This window comes from Paenirhodobacter huangdaonensis (assembly GCF_004022465.1).
Taxonomy (GTDB): Bacteria; Pseudomonadota; Alphaproteobacteria; order Rhodobacterales; family Rhodobacteraceae; genus Rhodobacter; species Rhodobacter huangdaonensis.
The window spans coordinates 242526-259033 of record NZ_SAVA01000005.1 but is presented as its reverse complement, the minus strand read 5'-3'; the positions used below and the strand labels follow the sequence as shown (position 1 = coordinate 259033).

At 62.1% G+C, this 16508-nt stretch carries 13 protein-coding genes and 3 pseudogenes; 14 read left to right on the top strand and 2 right to left on the bottom strand.

Translation table 11 applies throughout. The features are described 5' to 3' along the window. Positions 1-230: 230 nt before the first annotated feature. From EOW66_RS10705 to EOW66_RS10695, 3 genes and pseudogenes are all read left to right on the top strand, one after another. Positions 231-932 carry a hypothetical protein gene (locus EOW66_RS10705; RefSeq protein WP_164881095.1) on the top strand — a complete coding sequence of 234 codons (702 nt, stop codon included), beginning with the start codon at positions 231-233 and terminating at the stop codon, positions 930-932. Between the two features lie 6 nt (positions 933-938). After that, positions 939-1349, top strand: a complete 411-nt coding sequence (locus EOW66_RS10700) for a hypothetical protein (protein WP_128156351.1) — start codon at positions 939-941, stop codon at positions 1347-1349. Next, positions 1247-1561, top strand: a pseudogene (locus tag EOW66_RS10695) (transposase); the annotation flags it as partial. The gene EOW66_RS10700 and the pseudogene EOW66_RS10695, both read left to right, overlap by 103 nt. Before the next feature lie 280 nt (positions 1562-1841). On the opposite strand, the gene EOW66_RS10690 reads toward EOW66_RS10695, so the two are convergent. Both EOW66_RS10690 and EOW66_RS10685 read right to left on the bottom strand, forming a co-directional pair. Next, positions 1842-3404, bottom strand: coding sequence for a hypothetical protein (locus EOW66_RS10690; RefSeq protein WP_128156350.1), 1563 nt, complete (start codon positions 3402-3404; stop codon positions 1842-1844). A 707-nt stretch (positions 3405-4111) separates the two neighbouring features. Further along, a complete protein-coding gene (locus EOW66_RS10685) occupies positions 4112-4699 on the bottom strand; it encodes a tyrosine-type recombinase/integrase (protein ID WP_128156349.1) in 588 nt (195 codons plus the stop codon). A gap of 399 nt (positions 4700-5098) precedes the next feature. Here EOW66_RS10685 and EOW66_RS10680 point away from each other — a divergent pair. The 11 genes and pseudogenes from EOW66_RS10680 (at position 5099) to EOW66_RS10625 (ending at position 16499) form a co-directional block, all read left to right on the top strand. Further along, positions 5099-6026 (top strand): annotated as a pseudogene (locus EOW66_RS10680) (tyrosine-type recombinase/integrase). A gap of 12 nt (positions 6027-6038) precedes the next feature. After that, positions 6039-7272 (top strand): annotated as a pseudogene (locus tag EOW66_RS10670) (IS91 family transposase). Between the two features lie 646 nt (positions 7273-7918). Further along, entirely contained in the window at positions 7919-8827 is a 909-nt protein-coding gene (locus tag EOW66_RS10665; RefSeq protein WP_239017558.1) for a DMT family transporter, read from the top strand. A gap of 74 nt (positions 8828-8901) precedes the next feature. Beyond that, positions 8902-9066, top strand: a complete 165-nt coding sequence (locus tag EOW66_RS20920) for an Ada metal-binding domain-containing protein (RefSeq protein WP_128156345.1) — start codon at positions 8902-8904, stop codon at positions 9064-9066. A 229-nt stretch (positions 9067-9295) separates the two neighbouring features. Continuing rightward, positions 9296-10141: a MurR/RpiR family transcriptional regulator gene (locus EOW66_RS10655; RefSeq protein WP_128156344.1), complete on the top strand. Its 846-nt coding sequence runs from the start codon at positions 9296-9298 to the stop codon at positions 10139-10141. 186 nt (positions 10142-10327) lie between these two features. After that, the gene (locus EOW66_RS10650; RefSeq protein WP_239017557.1) at positions 10328-11968 is read left to right on the top strand and encodes an ABC transporter substrate-binding protein; all 1641 of its coding nucleotides are present in this window, start codon (positions 10328-10330) and stop codon (positions 11966-11968) included. 26 nt (positions 11969-11994) lie between these two features. Beyond that, positions 11995-12936, top strand: coding sequence for an ABC transporter permease (locus tag EOW66_RS10645; RefSeq protein WP_128156343.1), 942 nt, complete (start codon positions 11995-11997; stop codon positions 12934-12936). Continuing rightward, positions 12933-13811: an ABC transporter permease gene (locus EOW66_RS10640; RefSeq protein WP_128156342.1), complete on the top strand. Its 879-nt coding sequence runs from the start codon at positions 12933-12935 to the stop codon at positions 13809-13811. The genes EOW66_RS10645 and EOW66_RS10640 overlap by 4 nt, the downstream gene beginning before the upstream one ends. After that, positions 13808-14827: an ABC transporter ATP-binding protein gene (locus EOW66_RS10635; protein WP_128156341.1), complete on the top strand. Its 1020-nt coding sequence runs from the start codon at positions 13808-13810 to the stop codon at positions 14825-14827. Before EOW66_RS10640 ends, EOW66_RS10635 begins: the two co-directional genes overlap by 4 nt. Then, entirely contained in the window at positions 14824-15798 is a 975-nt protein-coding gene (locus EOW66_RS10630) for an ABC transporter ATP-binding protein (protein ID WP_128156340.1), read from the top strand. Before EOW66_RS10635 ends, EOW66_RS10630 begins: the two co-directional genes overlap by 4 nt. Beyond that, on the top strand, positions 15795-16499 hold the full coding sequence (locus tag EOW66_RS10625) for an aspartate/glutamate racemase family protein (RefSeq protein ID WP_128156339.1): 705 nt from the start codon (positions 15795-15797) through the stop codon (positions 16497-16499). Before EOW66_RS10630 ends, EOW66_RS10625 begins: the two co-directional genes overlap by 4 nt. Positions 16500-16508 lie beyond the last annotated feature (9 nt).

The window sequence follows — 16508 nt, the reverse complement described above, 5'->3', positions numbered from 1 at the left end:
CCTTTCTTGGGGGCAGCGCCGCCGCGTCGACCTGTTTGGCTCTTAGCCGACCTTCGTCCCAGGGAACAACGCTGCCCAACAAGCCGTAGAAGCTGACACTGGATTATCCCACAAAATTCACCAGTATGAATCGCGAGCATGACCGATAGATTTAGACCATGAGATTTTACCGCGGATGCATGATGCTCCCTGATGCTGGTCATCCTTCCGCTCGCGGCGCGCGACGGTGCATGCCGCGCGCGTGGCATCGAGAGCGCGGCGCACAGAGGCGCCGCGCCCTGCTCCCCACGCTTGCCGCGCTCGTGCTTCTCGTGCTCGCAGGCTGCAACGAGGAGCGCTGGTACTGGCATCAGCGCCTGACCTTGGTGGTGAACACCCCCGCGGGCCCGAAAGCCGCCTCGAGCGTGGTGGCCTGCGAGGCGACGCGTCGGTACGGGGCGCTCTGGCTGCCGGAGGCGCGGGGAATGGGCGACGGCCGGGCCTGTCAGGGCGAGGCGGTGGTGCTGGAGGTGGCGCCGGGGCGCTATCTTTTCGCCTTGCTGGGCGATCCGAGCGCCTTTCGGGTGTTCTTCCCGGGCGCCTCGAAGGAAAAGGTCGTCGCGAAACTCGTGAAGCTGCGCGAGACGCGCGAAGTGCCGCGCCGGTTCTATCCGGTTCTGGTGACCTTTGGCGACGTATCCGACCCGAAGACGGTGATGCAGGTGGATCCGCAGGACCTGGCGGCGAGTTTCGGCCCCGGGGTGAGCCTGAGCGCGGTGACGCTGGAGATCACGGAAGCGCCAGTGACGACGGGCGTGGTCGAGGGGGTGTTGCCCCAACCCTTCTTCGTCGAGTGGGGACGAATTCATAAGGAAGCACTCGCGAGCGGGATAAGTGCTCCGTATTTCCAGAGTTTGCTTGGCAAGCTCAATCGAACTGATTTTCAGAGGTAGCGGCTCATGACGATTTCCAAGGAACTGCTTTTGGCGATTTTGTCTATGGATTCCTACAACAGGGGCTATGGAGCGGGTGTGAATAGTGATGGTGAGTCCGTTGGTGACGCTCACCTTTCGATCGACTCAGAAGCCGTATTCAAGGATCCTGAAGCTGCTCCTGAAGAATCCTCACCCGCCAAAACCGCCGGCTTCTACGCCCTCGCCTACAGCATCGACGCAACCGGCCCCGAAGACCTCGCGAATAAGACCGTCCTCGCCTATCGCGGCACCGACAATCCATCGACTTCCTATGACGCGGATTATGGTGGTTCAGCGATTACACAGGTGCAGGGGCTTTGCCGAGTAGCCTGCCGAAAGCGGGCAGGCTGTTGGCTGATCGGGGCTATGACGCCGATTGGTTTAGAGAAGCGTTGAAAGACAAGGGGATAAAGGTCTGCATCCCGGGCCGGAAGTCCCGCAAGAAGGCCATCAAATACGACAAGCGGCGCTACAAACGGCGCAACCGCATCGAGATCATGTTCGGCCGCCTCAAGGACTGGCGGCGCGTCGCACCCCGCTATGACCGCCGCCCGGAAACCTTCTTCTCAGCGATCATGCTCGCAGCAACCGTCTTGTTCTGGTTGTGAAACTCAATGAGTCTGGAGCCTAGGAGGCAATACCTAGCCGCATGGTAGACTTGGGCTCGAAGCGGCCATGCGGCGGCGCGGCGAGCCTTTCTTGGGGGCAGCGCCGCCGCGTCGACCTGTTCGGCCCTGAGCTGCCGTTCACGCCGGGCGCAGCGGATGGCCGGTCCCAGCCCCGAAGCGGACCTGCCCCGCGCCCCTGATCCGAGGCTTTGAGTCAGTCACGCAGGGCGGAAAGCGGTCGGTGGCTGCACTTCCTATGCAGCTGACCAGCTAACGCCTATCATGTCGCACTGGTGCGGCGATGCGCTGGTAGATGGTCGATTACCGTTTGCTGCAAATCCGGCTCCCAGAAGTAGTAGATGCGAAGGCACCGCTTCGGGTCGTGGCTGTTTCCGCCATTCTTCACATGCTGATCCACCTCGTAGCGCCTTCCCTGCCAAACAGTCTCATAGGTATCGCCGCCGCAATAGGCATTCAGTATACCCGGCTCAATTACTTCATCGCGAGTGCTGCCTCCTCCATTTAGCCGGCGCAGGTGTTGGTCCGTTGCAAGCCAACTTATAGCTCGCGCAACAGTTCCGACATCCTCAAACTCCGGATTTCGAACCAACCGCCGAGCGGTCGGCGTAAGGACAACACGATCAGGAAAAGTCTGATCGAGCCAATCAGAAAACTCCGACCAAGCTTGTGGAAGGGGCGGTTCGGTGGTCGGTGCCTCGGCTCCGTCTGCCAACGCACCCTGCAACTGCCTGATTTTGAAAAGAAGCGAACGGTTTTCTTGTTCTGCAGCCGTGGCGCGATCTTCGGCGATTCCAACTTCGGCGACGTAATCCCCGATCTCCTTTTCTTTCGAGGCGACCCGCTTTTCAAGATCGTCTATTAGCTCTTGCGCAAGGGATAGAAGCTCAGCGTCTGGAGCCTTCTGTTCAGCAAGGCTGTCTTTGCGTAAACGGCGACTGGCGGTCCGGACGGCGGAAAATTCAACGACGTCCTTGCCAAGTCTTGTAGATGAAATGCTCAGATCGGCGACAATACGGCGCAACCAAAGGCCGCAACGGGCAGCGTTTTCATCTTTTTGCAGCCATGTCGCCAAAAACAAGCGATGGCGGTAAGGATCATCGGAACTTGAGAAACCGGGAAGGTAGACCCGGACAGCGCCGTCGAAAACAGACCTCAACTTGCCGAAGCGTTTGGTCAAGACCCATGTAAGCTCAGCCGGAACACGAACTACCCTTACAAGTCCGGTCAATGCGCGCGCTACTTCGCTATCATTGATTAAAGGAGCGCTAACCTCTCCCTCCGGAAGCGCCACGACAATGATAGACAGACGACGTTCCGGGTCTTCGAGGTGATCGCACAGGTCTTGGGCGTCATTTTCGTTCCGAAGCGTGCTGGGAGAAGCGGCGAGTGTCCTGCCGCCTCGCAACAGCCCAGGAGCTGTCGCAATTTGTAAAACTGGACCGGGCACATGGTGTTCGATATTGAGATTTGGCTCGGTTGTGCTGACGATGAGCCGCAAGCTAAGATGCGGGCGTTTTCCGATTTCTCCTCCGATGACAATCTCATTGGTCCAGACCCGCCCAGGCACATTTTCGTCGGGCACTTCAGCACGCAATGACCAAAGATCTGCGGTGTCGGTCAGGAACCTGACCGCCGTGCTGTTTCGCCCGCCTGCTAGAAGTTCGAAGTCGGTGTGATCCCATGCCTCTTCAGGGAAGGTTCCACCTGCCCTCTTACGCGATGACGCCCATTTCAGAACAGCCTCTCGGGCCATCCTAGCCGAGGCATTAAAATCGTCACCGTCCAAATGGGTCGCTATCCGCAGGATTTCGATGTCACGCACTGGGCGCGGCATGCGCTTAGAGAGGGGAGCAAGAGCTTCGGCAAAGGTTACGGTCACAGAAATACCTTCCAAAATTCAGGTCTAATTGTTTCTCCACGATCGGCCTGTCTCTCAGACATGCATGCCTATCGGAGACGAATAGGAAGGGCTCTCAAGTCCTTCCTACGGCTCCCCTAGACAATGCCTTTCTGCATATTTTACGGTCAATATAAATTACGCAATTTCTGTTCGAGCGTCGATGTAGTTGCCACAGGCATTCGAAAATTGTCTCGCATCGGAAAGACTGAGCGCCGAAATCGAAAGCCCGTTTGGTGAAGCTGCACCAAGGCGCGATGACTTAATGCGACCGTCCGCAATGGGCCGGTCGCGCCCTGCCACCATGCGCGGCGGCTTGGACTTTGCAAAGGGCGCTTCTGCGCATCACCGACGTTCATGCACCGCGCCGCGAAGGTCCGGTCTCCGCCCGTGACGGGCAAAAGGGCGCGACCTTCGCTGCGCGGTGCATGAATGACCGCTTACCCTAGGCTCGCTGCGGTCGCCAAGCTGCGCCGCCGCAAGTCCGCTTCCCGCCCTCCACGTCTACAGCCGGCTGGAATCGCGGCACCATGCGCGAACGGCCGCTTTCGTCCGATGCTGCGGTCGTCATGCTCCATCGCCGTCAGGCTGCTTCTGCCCAATCTCCACTTCGCGACCACTGCAGCATCCAGCTACCACAAGTCGTTGAACCGATGCGCTGCCGTCCGCGTGTAGTGCGCTGTGTGCCTGGGGTCTCGGTGGCCGAGGTAGTCTTGGATGACCCGCAAATCGCGCCCCTTGTTGGCCAAGGCGAAACCGCAGGAATGGCGTAGCATATGTGGGTGGACACGCTCGAGCCCGGCACGGGTGCCGGCGGTCCCGACGATGTAGTTTACGGCCTGCCGTGAGAGCGGCTGCTTGCGCTCCGAGACGAAGAGCCAGGGCAGGGCATCCTCCCTGCGGGCGAGCCAGCGCTTGATAGCCCGCAGCTCTTCGCCCGCGACTGGCTGCTCGACGCTGAGTCCGTTCTTCAGCCGTGTGATCCAGATCCGCGACTGCTCTAGATCCACATCTCGCCGTCGAAGCCCGATCGCTTCGGAGACGCGAAGGCCGTGCCGGAACATCATCAGGATCAAAAGGTGGTCGCGAACCCCGTGGCGGCCCTTTTTGGCGGCAGCGAGAAGCAGGTCGATATCCGGCTGACCAAGGTAGTCCTGCTTCCAGGTGTGGGCATCAGTCGCTTGGTCATGGTCACTTTTGACACTTCGCCAGTTGGGCATGGATCCGTTGCCTCTCACAAGTCTCTACCTGGCAGGGCTTGGCCTTGAACAACTTTTACAAAACACACGAAGTGTAAAGAGTCGGTCGAGCGTTGAGGAAACATGAGCATGCGCGTCGCAGCGCACCAAGCGCACTTCTTTGACGGTATTCTCCGAGCTCGTGATGCATGCGAGCCAGTCATGCCGAGGTTCGGCGAGGACCGCAGGCTGCCCTTCCACGACTGTCGCGCCCCGAGCAGCGTCCGACCAAGCCCCGACGCGAAGGGCGGAAGGACTAAGCCGCTCCGCGGCATGGGCGCCTGTGGCTGGCGCTCAGCTCCCAATTCAGCGTTGCGCTTTGTGTGAGGCCTTTCCGGGCTGACGATTTGGGTCTTCCCACCCGTCAGACAGGAGGTTTCGATGAAGGAGGAGAAGACCACCCCGCTGCGCCAGCGGATGATCGAGGACATGAAGATCCGTGGGTTGTGCGAGAAGACCGAACAGGGTCACATCCGCGGCGTGACGCATTTCGCGTCTTTCCCTGGCCGATCGCCCGATACTGCCACGCCGGATGACCTGCGATCTTATCAGCTTCAAATGACGAAGGACGGGGTCTCGGCCGCCACGTTCAACGTCCGGATCATCTCGCTGCGGTTTTTCTTCAGCGTCACCTGCGGACGCGAGGAGATGAAGCGATACATGCAGTTCCATCGCCAGCCACGGAAGTTGCCGGTGGTGCTGAGCGTGGAGGAGGTCGCAAAACTATTGGCCTCGGTGCCCGGGCCCGGATTGAAGTATCGGGCGGCCCTCGGCATCAGCTACGGGGCAGGGCTGCGGGCCTCCGAGGTCTGCAACCTCAAGGTTCGCGACATCGACAGCCAGCGCATGCTGATCCATGTCGATCAAGGCAAGGGCAGCAAGGACCGGCAAGCCATGTTGTCGCCCAGCCTGCTGGAGGTGCTGCGGCAATATTGGCGCGAGTCCCGGCCCGAAGGCTGGCTGTTTCCGGGCGAGCCGAAGATTTCGCCTCTGTCGTCCAGGCAGTTGAACCGTGCCTTCATGGCGGCCAAAGAATGAGCAATGGTCCGCCATCGGTCCGAGGACCGTGGCGAATGCGGGGATCACGAAGCCCGCGACCCTGCACACCCTGCGCCACAGCTTTGCCACGCATCTACTCGAGGCCAATACCGATGTGCGGGTGATCCAGGTGCTTCTGGGGCACGCCAAGCTCAGCACCACGGCGCGGTATGCCCATGTCGCCACCAAGACGATCCAGAGCACCGTCAGCCCCTTCGAACAGATGAAGCTTGTGCAGGACAGGGTGCTGCGATCCGACGGCCCGGATTGACGCCGAGGCTCTATGCCCCGCCCATCGCTGGAGCTGGCTGACATCTTCCGCACCTACGGCCCGGCGTGGCGACGGGCCAATGCGGGGCATGTCAGCCTGACCCAGCTGAAGGTGATGTCGGCGATCGAGGCCTGCCGAACCGAGGCGCCTGGGCCAAGCATGTGGCCGGTTGCGCCAGCTGCGGCCAGCAGCACATCGCCTATAACTCCTGCAAGAACCGGCATTGCCCGAAGTGTCAGGGGCCGGCGGCGCGGGACTGGATGGCCGCGCGCGCCGAGGATCTGCTGCCGGTCGAGTATTTCCACGTCGTCTTCACCCTGCCGGCCGAGATCGCGCAGATCGCCTATTGGAGTGAGCCAATGGAACGCCAATGGTTCGAGAGACATTGGCGAACGAAGGCAGTCTATGACCTGTTGTTCCGCGCCTCGGCCGAGACGGTTCTGACCCTCGCCGCCGATCCCAGGCGCATCGGCGCACGGCTCGGCATGACGGCGGTGCTGCACACATGGGGCTCGGCGCTGACCCACCATCCCCACATCCACATGATCGTTCCGGGCGGCGGCCTGTCGCCCGACGGCACCCGCTGGATTGCCTGCAAGCCCGGTTTCTTCCTTCATGTGCGGGTGCTGTCGCGCCTATTCCGGCGACTGTCCTTGAAGGGCTGCTCGCCTTGCACCGCGCCGGGGATCTCGCCTTCTTCGGCGATCTGGTGGGGCTCGCGGACAGCGCCAAGTTCGCCGCCTGGCTGGCCCCGTTCCGCAAATCCGAATGGGGGGTCTATGCCAAGCCCCCCTTCGGCGGCCCCGAGGCGGTGCTGGCCTGTCTCAGCCGCTACCCCCACCGCGTTGCCATCTCGAACCACCGCCTGCTCAGCGCCGACGACGGAACCGTCGCTTTCCGCTGGAAGGACTATCGCATCAAGCAGGGCGACCGGCAAAAGGTGATGCGCCTCGCCACCGACGAGTTCATCCGCCGGTTCCTGATCCATGTCCTGCCCGACGGCTTCCACCGCATCCGGCATTACGGTCTGCAGGCAAGCGCAAGTCACAAGGTCAAGATCGCGAAGATCCGCGCCCTGCTCGGGGTGCCGCAACCCGCGGCGGCGCCCAAAACTGCGGCTGAACCCGCACCCCTGACCCTGTGCGAACCATGCCCCTGTTGCGGCGCGCCGATGCGGATCATCGAGATCTTCCGGCGCGGACAGACGCCGCGATCACGAGCGCCACCGCGGGAGCAGGCCGCATGATGAAACGCCCATCCCTTTGCCTGATCCACAGCCGGTGCCTGACTGGAACCGGCGTGGCCCCGATTTGCACGCAACGGAACGGATCGCCAAATTCGGCAGACGGTCGCCCGCTTTCGAGGCTCAAAGCGGCGGCAACTGGCGGAAAAAGCCAGGGTGTCGCCGGGCGCCCCGAACACCGGTGGCCGTCTGTGCGCCAGGTCGACCACACCCTCGGCGCTCTTTCCCCATAGGCAGCGCCTCGCCCCCCGCGGCTTCGTCCTTCCGAGGTTTGTCAACGTGGACCGCCACCACCTGGCAGCGACCCTTGCACTGCGGTCCACGTTGAAAAACCTCCAGGAAAGCTGTCATTCGCTGTGTTTGCCAAACGGCATGCTTCCGGCCCTTACTTACCGGTCGGGTGTATGCCGTCGCCGCAGTGCGGCTTTCCCGAAGCGGAAAACCAACACTTGGTACGACGAAATCAGGCGCGGCCGGCGGCTACGCAGGACGAAGCTGCCATCGCATGATTTAAGAGCAAGAAACGGATCGCGCGGACCTCCCCGAATATGCGCAGTTCTCTCTGAGAGACAGCCCTGATGGCCGCGCCGGAGGGCCGTCTATGTTGCGACAATCTTCATCCCGCGCCATGACCCCGTTGGAATGGACCATGATGCTGGCTCTTGCTACCGTCTGGGGTGGGTCGTTCTTCTTCAACGGCATCGCGGTACGAGAAGTGCCTGTTTTCACCGTGGTCGTGTTCCGGGTAGCCCTCGCAGCCATCATCCTGCTGATCATCATGCGGCTGCGGGGCGAGCGAATGCCGCGTGGTCGTCGGGTCTGGACGGCTTTTTTCTGCATGGGACTGCTGAACAACGCGATCCCCTTTTCGCTGATCGTGTGGGGCCAGCAGCATATTGCTTCGGGGGTGGCTTCGATCCTGAACGCCTCGACGCCGCTGTTCACGGTCGTCCTCGCGCATTTCCTTACCAGCGATGAACGCATGACGCCGGGAAAGTTCGCCGGGGTGCTGATCGGCTTCGCCGGGGTCGCGGTGATGATCGGCCTGGATGCGTTGCGCGACCTCGGCACCGGCATCATCGCGCAGCTTCTTTGTCTGGCAGGCGCCGTTTCCTATGCTTTTGCAGGCATCTATGGGCGCAGATTTCGGGCAATGGGGGGCAGCCCGATGGGCACGGCAACCGGGCAGGTCGTGGCCTCAAGCCTGATCATGCTGCCCCTTGTCATGATGCTGGATCGCCCATGGACACTGCCATCCCCCAGCCTGACCGCCATTGCGGCGTTGATTGGTGTGGCGGCGATTTCGACAGCGCTGGCCTATGTTCTCTACTTCCGCATCCTTGCAACGGCAGGGGCGACAAACCTGCTGCTGGTGACCTTCCTGATCCCTGTCAGCGCGATCCTGCTTGGAACATCTTTCCTCGGGGAAAGCCTGCTTCCCCGCCATTTCGCAGGCATGGCGCTGATCGGTGTTGGTCTTGCGGCCATCGACGGGCGGCTTTGGCGCACCGTGCAGACCGCAATCGACCACAGGAAAGAGAGGACCAGTGAGCCATGAAGATTTGCGCAGGCGCGTCATCAGGACTTGCGACGTAAAAGCGGCAGGAGCCTTCGTCTGTGGCCGGGAGAGGGATGGGATCTATCACTCTCCAATCTGCTGCAGCCGCCCCACAAAACCGCAATGACCTCAAGTTTTTCGACACGAAGGATGCTGCGCAACAGCAGGGGTTCAAGGCCTGTGAGGATTGCTACCCAGATCAGGCCGGATGGCTGGTCGGCGCGAGCCGGTGGAGGTGACGACCGGCAGGCATGGCCTCGAAGCCGCCTTGCGGTGGTGCCGGGCTTCCGACGCCACCCTGAGCTTGACCAGGCCTGTAAACTTCCGGCGCTTCGCCATTCTCATATCCCGTCAAAGACGTGGACTAGAGCTTGGCCGACGGTCCAGTGTCCTGGGGTCACGTCAGTCTAACCGAGCAGGACCGGAAATCTTGTTGCATCTTGGTGCAAAACGAATTTCACTTATGATATGAGTGAAATCGGAAAACCATCCTTTCTGGGCGCGGTGCGGGAAAGCCTGTCTCGCATGCCGCCAACCGAGCGCCGTCTTGCGGAGTTCCTCCTGAACTTCCCGGGGGAGCTTGCGAGCTACAATGCGTCCGAGTTGGCGAAGCTGGCGAATGTTTCGAACGCCACGGTGTCCCGTTTCGTTCAGAGGCTCGGCTATGCGAGTTATGAAGATGCCCGGCGCCATGTACGGACCGAACAGAACACAGGTGCTGCGATCTACCTCTCGGGCACGAAAGAGGATGCGGCCTCCGATCTCATTGACCTTCATTTTGCGCAGGGCGCGCGCAATCTCACGGAGACGGGCAAGACCATGTCCCCCGCCGAGATTGACGAGATCGCGGACTCGATCCTGTCAGCGCGCCGCGTGGCGCTGTTCGGATTTCGAAGCAGCCAGGCTTTCGCAAGCTATCTGCATTGGCAGATGTTGCAGGTGGTCGACAGCAGCCGCTTGCTGCCGCAACCAGGCCAAACGCTTGCCGAGGAAATCGCGAGTTTCACCGAAGAGGACTGTGTCCTGTTTTTCGCGCTGCCACGGCGCATTCGCGATAACGACCAGATCCTTGAACACATCCGCAAGTCTGGCGCGAAGCTGCTTTATATCACGGACGACAAGATGCCCCCGCATGCCGGGGTCACATGGCACCTGCGCTGTCGGATCGCAGCGCCTGGTCCGTTGTTCAATCATGTGAGTGTCATTGGGCTCTGTCATCTCCTGGCGACCCGCGTGATCGAGCGCGCAGGCACACCGGCGCGCAAGCGCTTGTCCTGCATCGAAGCCCTCCACGATTCGCTCAACGAGCTTTAAGGCGCCCATCCCCTGAGCATTGCGCCCAAAATCCATGCGTCAGGCGGGGTGGTTCGTGCTGTGCCGACGTGAAAATGTGTTTTCATAATCTTCTTACAGGAAAAATATTGACCGAAAATTTTCGGAAAATACGTTGGTGAAAAGTTACAACCAGACAGAAATCACACTCCGAACACGAGGAAGGCCATGAAAACTCCTATTCTCCGCGCGTCAGGACCTCTGCCTTCTCTGAAGTCCATGCTGCGGCTCTCGATGACCGCGGCGGCAATTTCCATCGGGCTGTCCGGTGCGGCGCTGGCCGAAGGCTCGCTGCGTATCGCAATGACCTCCTCCGATGTGCCGCTGCCGAACGGTCAGACGGATCAGGGCGCCGAAGGCATGCGCTTCATGGGCTACCAGGTCTTCGAAGCGCTCGTGGCTTATGACCTGTCCTCGGCCGACAAACCGGTGACGCTGATCCCGGGGCTGGCCTTGGAATGGTCGGTCGATCCCGAAGATCAGACCAAATGGACCTTCAAACTCCGCGACGGCGTGACCTTCCATGACGGCTCCGCTTTCGATGCCCATGCCGTCGTCTGGAACTTCGACAAGATCCTGAACCCCGATGCCGCGCAATATGACGAAAAGCAATCGGCGCAGGGCAGGGGGCGCATCCCGACCGTGGCAAGCTACCGTGCGGTGGACGACATGACCGTCGAGATCACCACCACCGCGCCGGACGCGCTGATCCCCTATGAGATCGCGTGGATCGTGATGTCGTCGCCCGCTGCCTTTGAGGCCGCAGGAAGCTGGGACGCATTTTTGCAGGCACCTTCCGGCACGGGGCCTTTCATGGTGTCCGAATACGTTCCCCGTGAACGTGCGGTGCTGGTTCCCTATGACGGCTACTGGAACGAGGACCGCAAATCCGATCTCGACGAGGTCGTGTTGATGCCGGTGCCCGATCCCTCGGCGCGCGTGGCGGCCCTTCGCTCTGGTCAGGTCGACTGGATCGAAGCCCCGCCCCCGGATGCGCTCGACAGCCTCAAGGCCGCCGGTTTCACCATCTCCTCGAACGTCTACCCGCATATCTGGCCGTGGCATTTCTCCATGCTTGAAGGGTCGCCCTGGACCGATGAACGCATCCGCAAGGCCGCCAACCTCGCCATCGATCGTGAGGGGATGAAAGTCCTGCTGGGGGGCATGATGGTGCCCGCAAAAGGCATGGTGCCGGAGACGAGCGACTGGTTTGGCAACCCGGAATTCGAGGTCAAATACGACCCGGAGGCCGCCATCGAACTGATGAAGGAGGCGGGCTACGGACCCGACCACCGGCTCAAGGTCAAGGCGATCATCTCGCCCGCAGGCTCCGGTCAGATGCAGCCGATGCTGATGAACGAGCTGATCCAGCAGAACCTCGCCGCCATCGGCATCGACGTTGAATTCGATGTGCGCGACTGGAATGCGTTGCTGGCGAACTGGCGGGTGGGGGCGAAAGATGCCTCCACCGACGGGGCGCAGTCCACGAACAGCTCGTATTTCAGCCAGGACCCGTTCACAGCCCTCATGCGGCACATCGACAGCCGTCTGGTCGCGCCGAAGGGCACGAACTGGGGCTATTACAGCAACCCGGAGGCCGATGCGCTGATCGACCGGATCCGCACCACCTTCGACCCGGTGGAACAGCTCAAGGCCATTCAGGCCCTGCATGAGCTTTACGTGAACGACGCCCTGTTCCTCTTCGTGGCCCATGACGTCGCGCCGCGCGCCATGGCGCCCGAGGTCAAAGGGTTCGTTCAGGCCCAGAACTGGTTTCAGGACCTGACCCCGGTGACCATCGAAAAGTAACGCGCGTTCCCCCGGAGGACTGACCCATGTTGGGATACATCCTGAAACGACTGCTCTACGCTGTGCCTGTCACGCTGGCGGTCAGTGTCATCTGTTTCTCACTGGTTCAGCTTGCGCCGGGGGATCCGCTCACCGTGGTGCTTCCAGCCGATGCATCTCAGGCAATTGTCGATCAGACCCGGGCGCGTTACGGGCTCGATAAACCCTTGCCGGTGCAATATCTTTTGTGGCTGGGCAATGTGCTTCGGGGCGATCTGGGCACTTCGATCGCCACCGGGCGGCCGGTTGCAAGCGAGATCGGTCATGCCATTGGCTACACCCTGTCGGTCGCCGTCCTGGCCTGTCTTCTGGCGCTGGTGGTCGGTCTCGCCCTCGGGCTTGTCGCGGGGTATCGCATGGGTTCTCCGGCGGACAAGATCGCCTCGGCCACCGCGATCTCTGGCGTCTCCGTGCCGCATTACTGGCTTGGCATCGTTTTGGTGGCGTTTTTCTCCGTCAAACTCGGCTGGTTCCCGGCCATGGGGGCGGGGCGGTCGGGACAAAGCCTTGGCGACGCGCTGAGCTTCATGATCCTGCCGGTTCTGACCATGGCCGCGATGCCTGCCGGGATCATCACCCGGTCCGTGCGGGCGCTGGTGGCGGAAAAGCTCGGGCAGGAATTCGTCACGGCGCTGCGGGCCAAGGGACTGACCCGCCCGCAGATCTTCGCCCATGTCGTCAAGAACGCAGCCCCCACCGCGCTCGCCGTGATCGGTGTGCAGATGGGCTATCTCATGGCCGGCTCCATTCTGGTCGAAACCGTCTTTGCCTGGCCCGGCACCGGGCTTTTGCTGAACAATGCCATCCTGACGCGCGACATCCCGCTGTTGCAGGGCACCATTCTGGTGCTCGCCCTGATCTTCGTCGTGCTCAACCTGATCGTCGACATCCTGCAGCCCCTGTTCGACCCGAGGATTCAACGCACATGACGGTTTCCGAGATCTCTCTCCCGACACGGCCGACAGGTTCGCAGGGCTACTGGTCCGGTGTCTGGCGCAAATTGCTGCGCGATCCGGTCTCCGTTGCCTGCATGATCGTGCTCGCCATGGTCATCCTGTCGGCCCTTTTCGCGCCGCTTCTGACCTCCTACGACCCGGCCGTCGGCAGCGTGGTGCAACGTCTCAAGCCGCCCTTGACCGAGGGCCACATCCTCGGCACCGACGAGTTGGGCCGCGACATGCTCACCCGGTTGCTCTACGGCGGGCGCATGTCGCTGGTCATGGGCATTCTGCCGGTGCTTCTGGCGCTTCTGATCGGCGGCACGCTTGGCACGGTTGCGGGCTTTGTCGGGGGCTGGACCAACACGATCATCATGCGCGCGACCGATGTGGTCTTTGCCTTCCCGTCGATCCTTTTGGCCGTCGCCATCGCGGGCGCCTTGGGGTCGGGTCTGCTCAATGCGCTGATCGCCCTGACCGTGGTGCTGATCCCGCCGATGGTGCGGGTCACGGAAAGCGCCACGACACAGGTCCGCAGCCTCGATTTCGTCGAGGCGGCCCGGGCCAGCGGGGCAGGGGGGCTGGCGATCATCCGGGTGCATATTCTCGGCAATATCCTCGCGCCTGTCGTGGTCTATGCCACGAGCCTGCTGTCGGTCGCCATCATCATGTCGGGGGGGCTCTCGTTCATCGGGCTCGGGACGAAACCGCCGACGCCCGAATGGGGATTGATGCTCAACACGCTGCGCTCCGCGATCTACAGCCAGCCTTTGATCGCTGCGCTCCCTGGTGTGTTCATCTTCGCCGTCTCCCTGTCTTTCAACCTGCTCTCGGACGGGCTGCGCTCCGCCATGGATGTGTCATGACCGATCAAAGCCTCTCTCCTCACGCCGCCCCCGCCCTCAGCGCCTCCGGCCTGAACAAGACCTTCACCGTCCGTGAAAACAGCCTTGGCAAGCCTGCGCGCCATGTCCATGCCGTCTCGGATTTCAGTTTCGATCTCCCGGCCGGCTCCACTCTTGGCATCGTGGGCGAATCCGGCTGTGGCAAATCCACGACCGCGCGTCTTCTGATGCATCTCGTCGAACCCGACAGCGGGCAAATCCGCCTCTCCGGCAGGCCGGTCAGCACGACGAAACGCGACCTGAAGGCCTTTCGCCGTCAGGTGCAGATGGTGTTTCAGGACAGTTCCGCCTCGCTCAACCCGCGTCTGACCATCGAGCACTCCATCACCTTCGCCCCCAGGGTGCATGGTGTGGCCTCAAAAGAGGCGCGCGAGATCGCCTGGCGGTTGTTGGACCGCGTGGGCCTCGATCCGGCGCGCTTTGCCGGGCGCTATCCGCATGAGCTGTCCGGCGGTCAGCGCCAGCGCGTCAACATCGCCCGGGCGCTCGCGCTCAATCCGAAGGTGGTGATTTTCGACGAGGCGGTCTCTGCCCTCGACAAATCCGTCGAAGCGCAGGTTCTGAACCTCTTGAACGAGCTGAAAGCCGAATTCGGCCTGAGCTATATCTTCATCAGCCATGACCTGAACGTGGTGCGCTACATCTCGGACCATGTGCTGGTGATGTATCTCGGGCAGGTCGTGGAACAGGGGCCAGTCGGGCAAATCTATGCTGCCCCGCGCCATCCCTACACGCGCGCGCTTCTGGCCTCGGTGCCAAGCGCCGACCCGGATCAGCGTACCATGGCCGCGCCGATCACCGGCGATCCGCCCAGTCCGATTGATTTGCCGCCCGGCTGCCGGTTCGCGCCACGCTGCGGCTTTGCCGAAAGCATCTGCAACACCATGCCCTATGAGCTGCGCCACGGCGAGACGCGTGTGCGCTGTCACATCGCCGATCCGAAATCGGGTCATTCCAAGGCGGAGGCGCTGCAGTGAACACGCCCCTTTTGTCCGTCAGGGACTTGACCGTTCAGTTCCGCACCGCCAAAGGCCCGATCACCGCAGTCGATGGCATCGGCCTGACGCTCGGGCGTGGCGAGGTGCTTGGCATCATCGGCGAAAGTGGCAGCGGCAAAAGCGTCACCCTGCGCGCGCTGCTGCGCATTTTACCCGAAGCCAAGACGCTGATTTCCGGAGATCTGCAACTCGACGGCAAGGATGTGCTGAGCCTCGAGGGGCGTGATCTTGCCGGCTATCGCGGCGGCGATGTCTCGATGGTCTTTCAGGAACCCGCGACCGCGCTCGATCCGGTGTTCACCATCGGCACCCAGATCGCCGAGACCGTTCGGCGTCACCGCAAGGTGGGCCGCAAGGAGGCCCGGGCGCGCGCGCTCGAAATGCTCGAGCTCGTGCGCATCCCCTCGCCGGCGTCGCGGCTGGACAATTATCCGCATGAGATGTCCGGCGGCATGCGGCAACGCGCCATGATCGCACTGGCGCTGGCCGCCGGGCCAAAACTCTTGCTGGCCGATGAACCGACAACCGCGCTCGACGCGACGGTGCAGATTCAGGTGATCCTGTTGCTCAGAGAGTTGCAAAAGGAGATGGGCATGGCGACGATTTTCGTCACCCACGACGTCGGGGTGGCTGCCGAAATCTCTGACCGGATCGCGGTGATGTATGCCGGGCGGATCGTCGAAACCGGCACTGCCGCCGAAGTGCTCAAAACGCCGAAACACCCCTACACGCAGGGGCTTTTGTCCTCGACCGTTCAGGGCGCCAGACCCGGCGCCCCGATCAAGGCCATTCCCGGCATGCCGCCCGATCTGGCGCGTATGCCGCCGGGCTGTGCCTTTGCCCCGCGCTGCCCGCTGGCCACCTCCGCCTGTCAGGCGGCTGTCCCGGAGTTGCGGGCGCAAGGCGCGGAACGCCGCGTGGCCTGCGTCAGACTGGAGGAAATCGCATGACCCGTCCGCCCTATCGTATCGCTTTGCTGAACCCGAACACCAATACGGTCACGACCTCGCTGATGACGGGCATCGCGCAAGCGCTTTGCCCGCCGAATGTCGAGGTTCAGGGCCACACCATGATGCTCGGCCCGAGCATCATCACCAACGAAGCGGCACTTGATGCGGCGGCGAAACAGGTGGTGACAATCGGCGTCGGGCTGGCCTCCGCCGGGGTGGATGCACTGATCGTGTCGGCATTTGGCGATCCGGGGCTTCTCGAGCTGCGTGACCGGGTCGATATTCCCGTCGCCGGGATCGCCGAAGCGGGCATGACGGAAGCCAGCGCGGGCGGGCGGAAATTTTCGATCATCACGACGACGCCCGATCTCGAGGCCTCGATCCGGGGCAAGGTCTCGCTCTATGGCCATGACGATCATCTCGCCTCCCTGCGCATTTCCGAGGGCGACGCCTTCACGGTGATGTCCGACGAGGCGCGCATGAGTGCGGCTCTGATCGCCATCGCCCGCCAGTGCGAAACGGACGGGGCCGAGGCGCTGCTCCTTGGCGGTGGCCCCCTGGCCCGTGCGCTCACCGCCGTCGCGGATGCGAGCCCGCTGCCGATCATCGAGCCGGTCTCCGCCGGTTTGCGTCAGGCTCTGACCGCTTTGGGCCTGACCTCCCCTGTCTCAACGAGACGCCCTGAATTGTCGCTTTCGTAATCCTTTCCC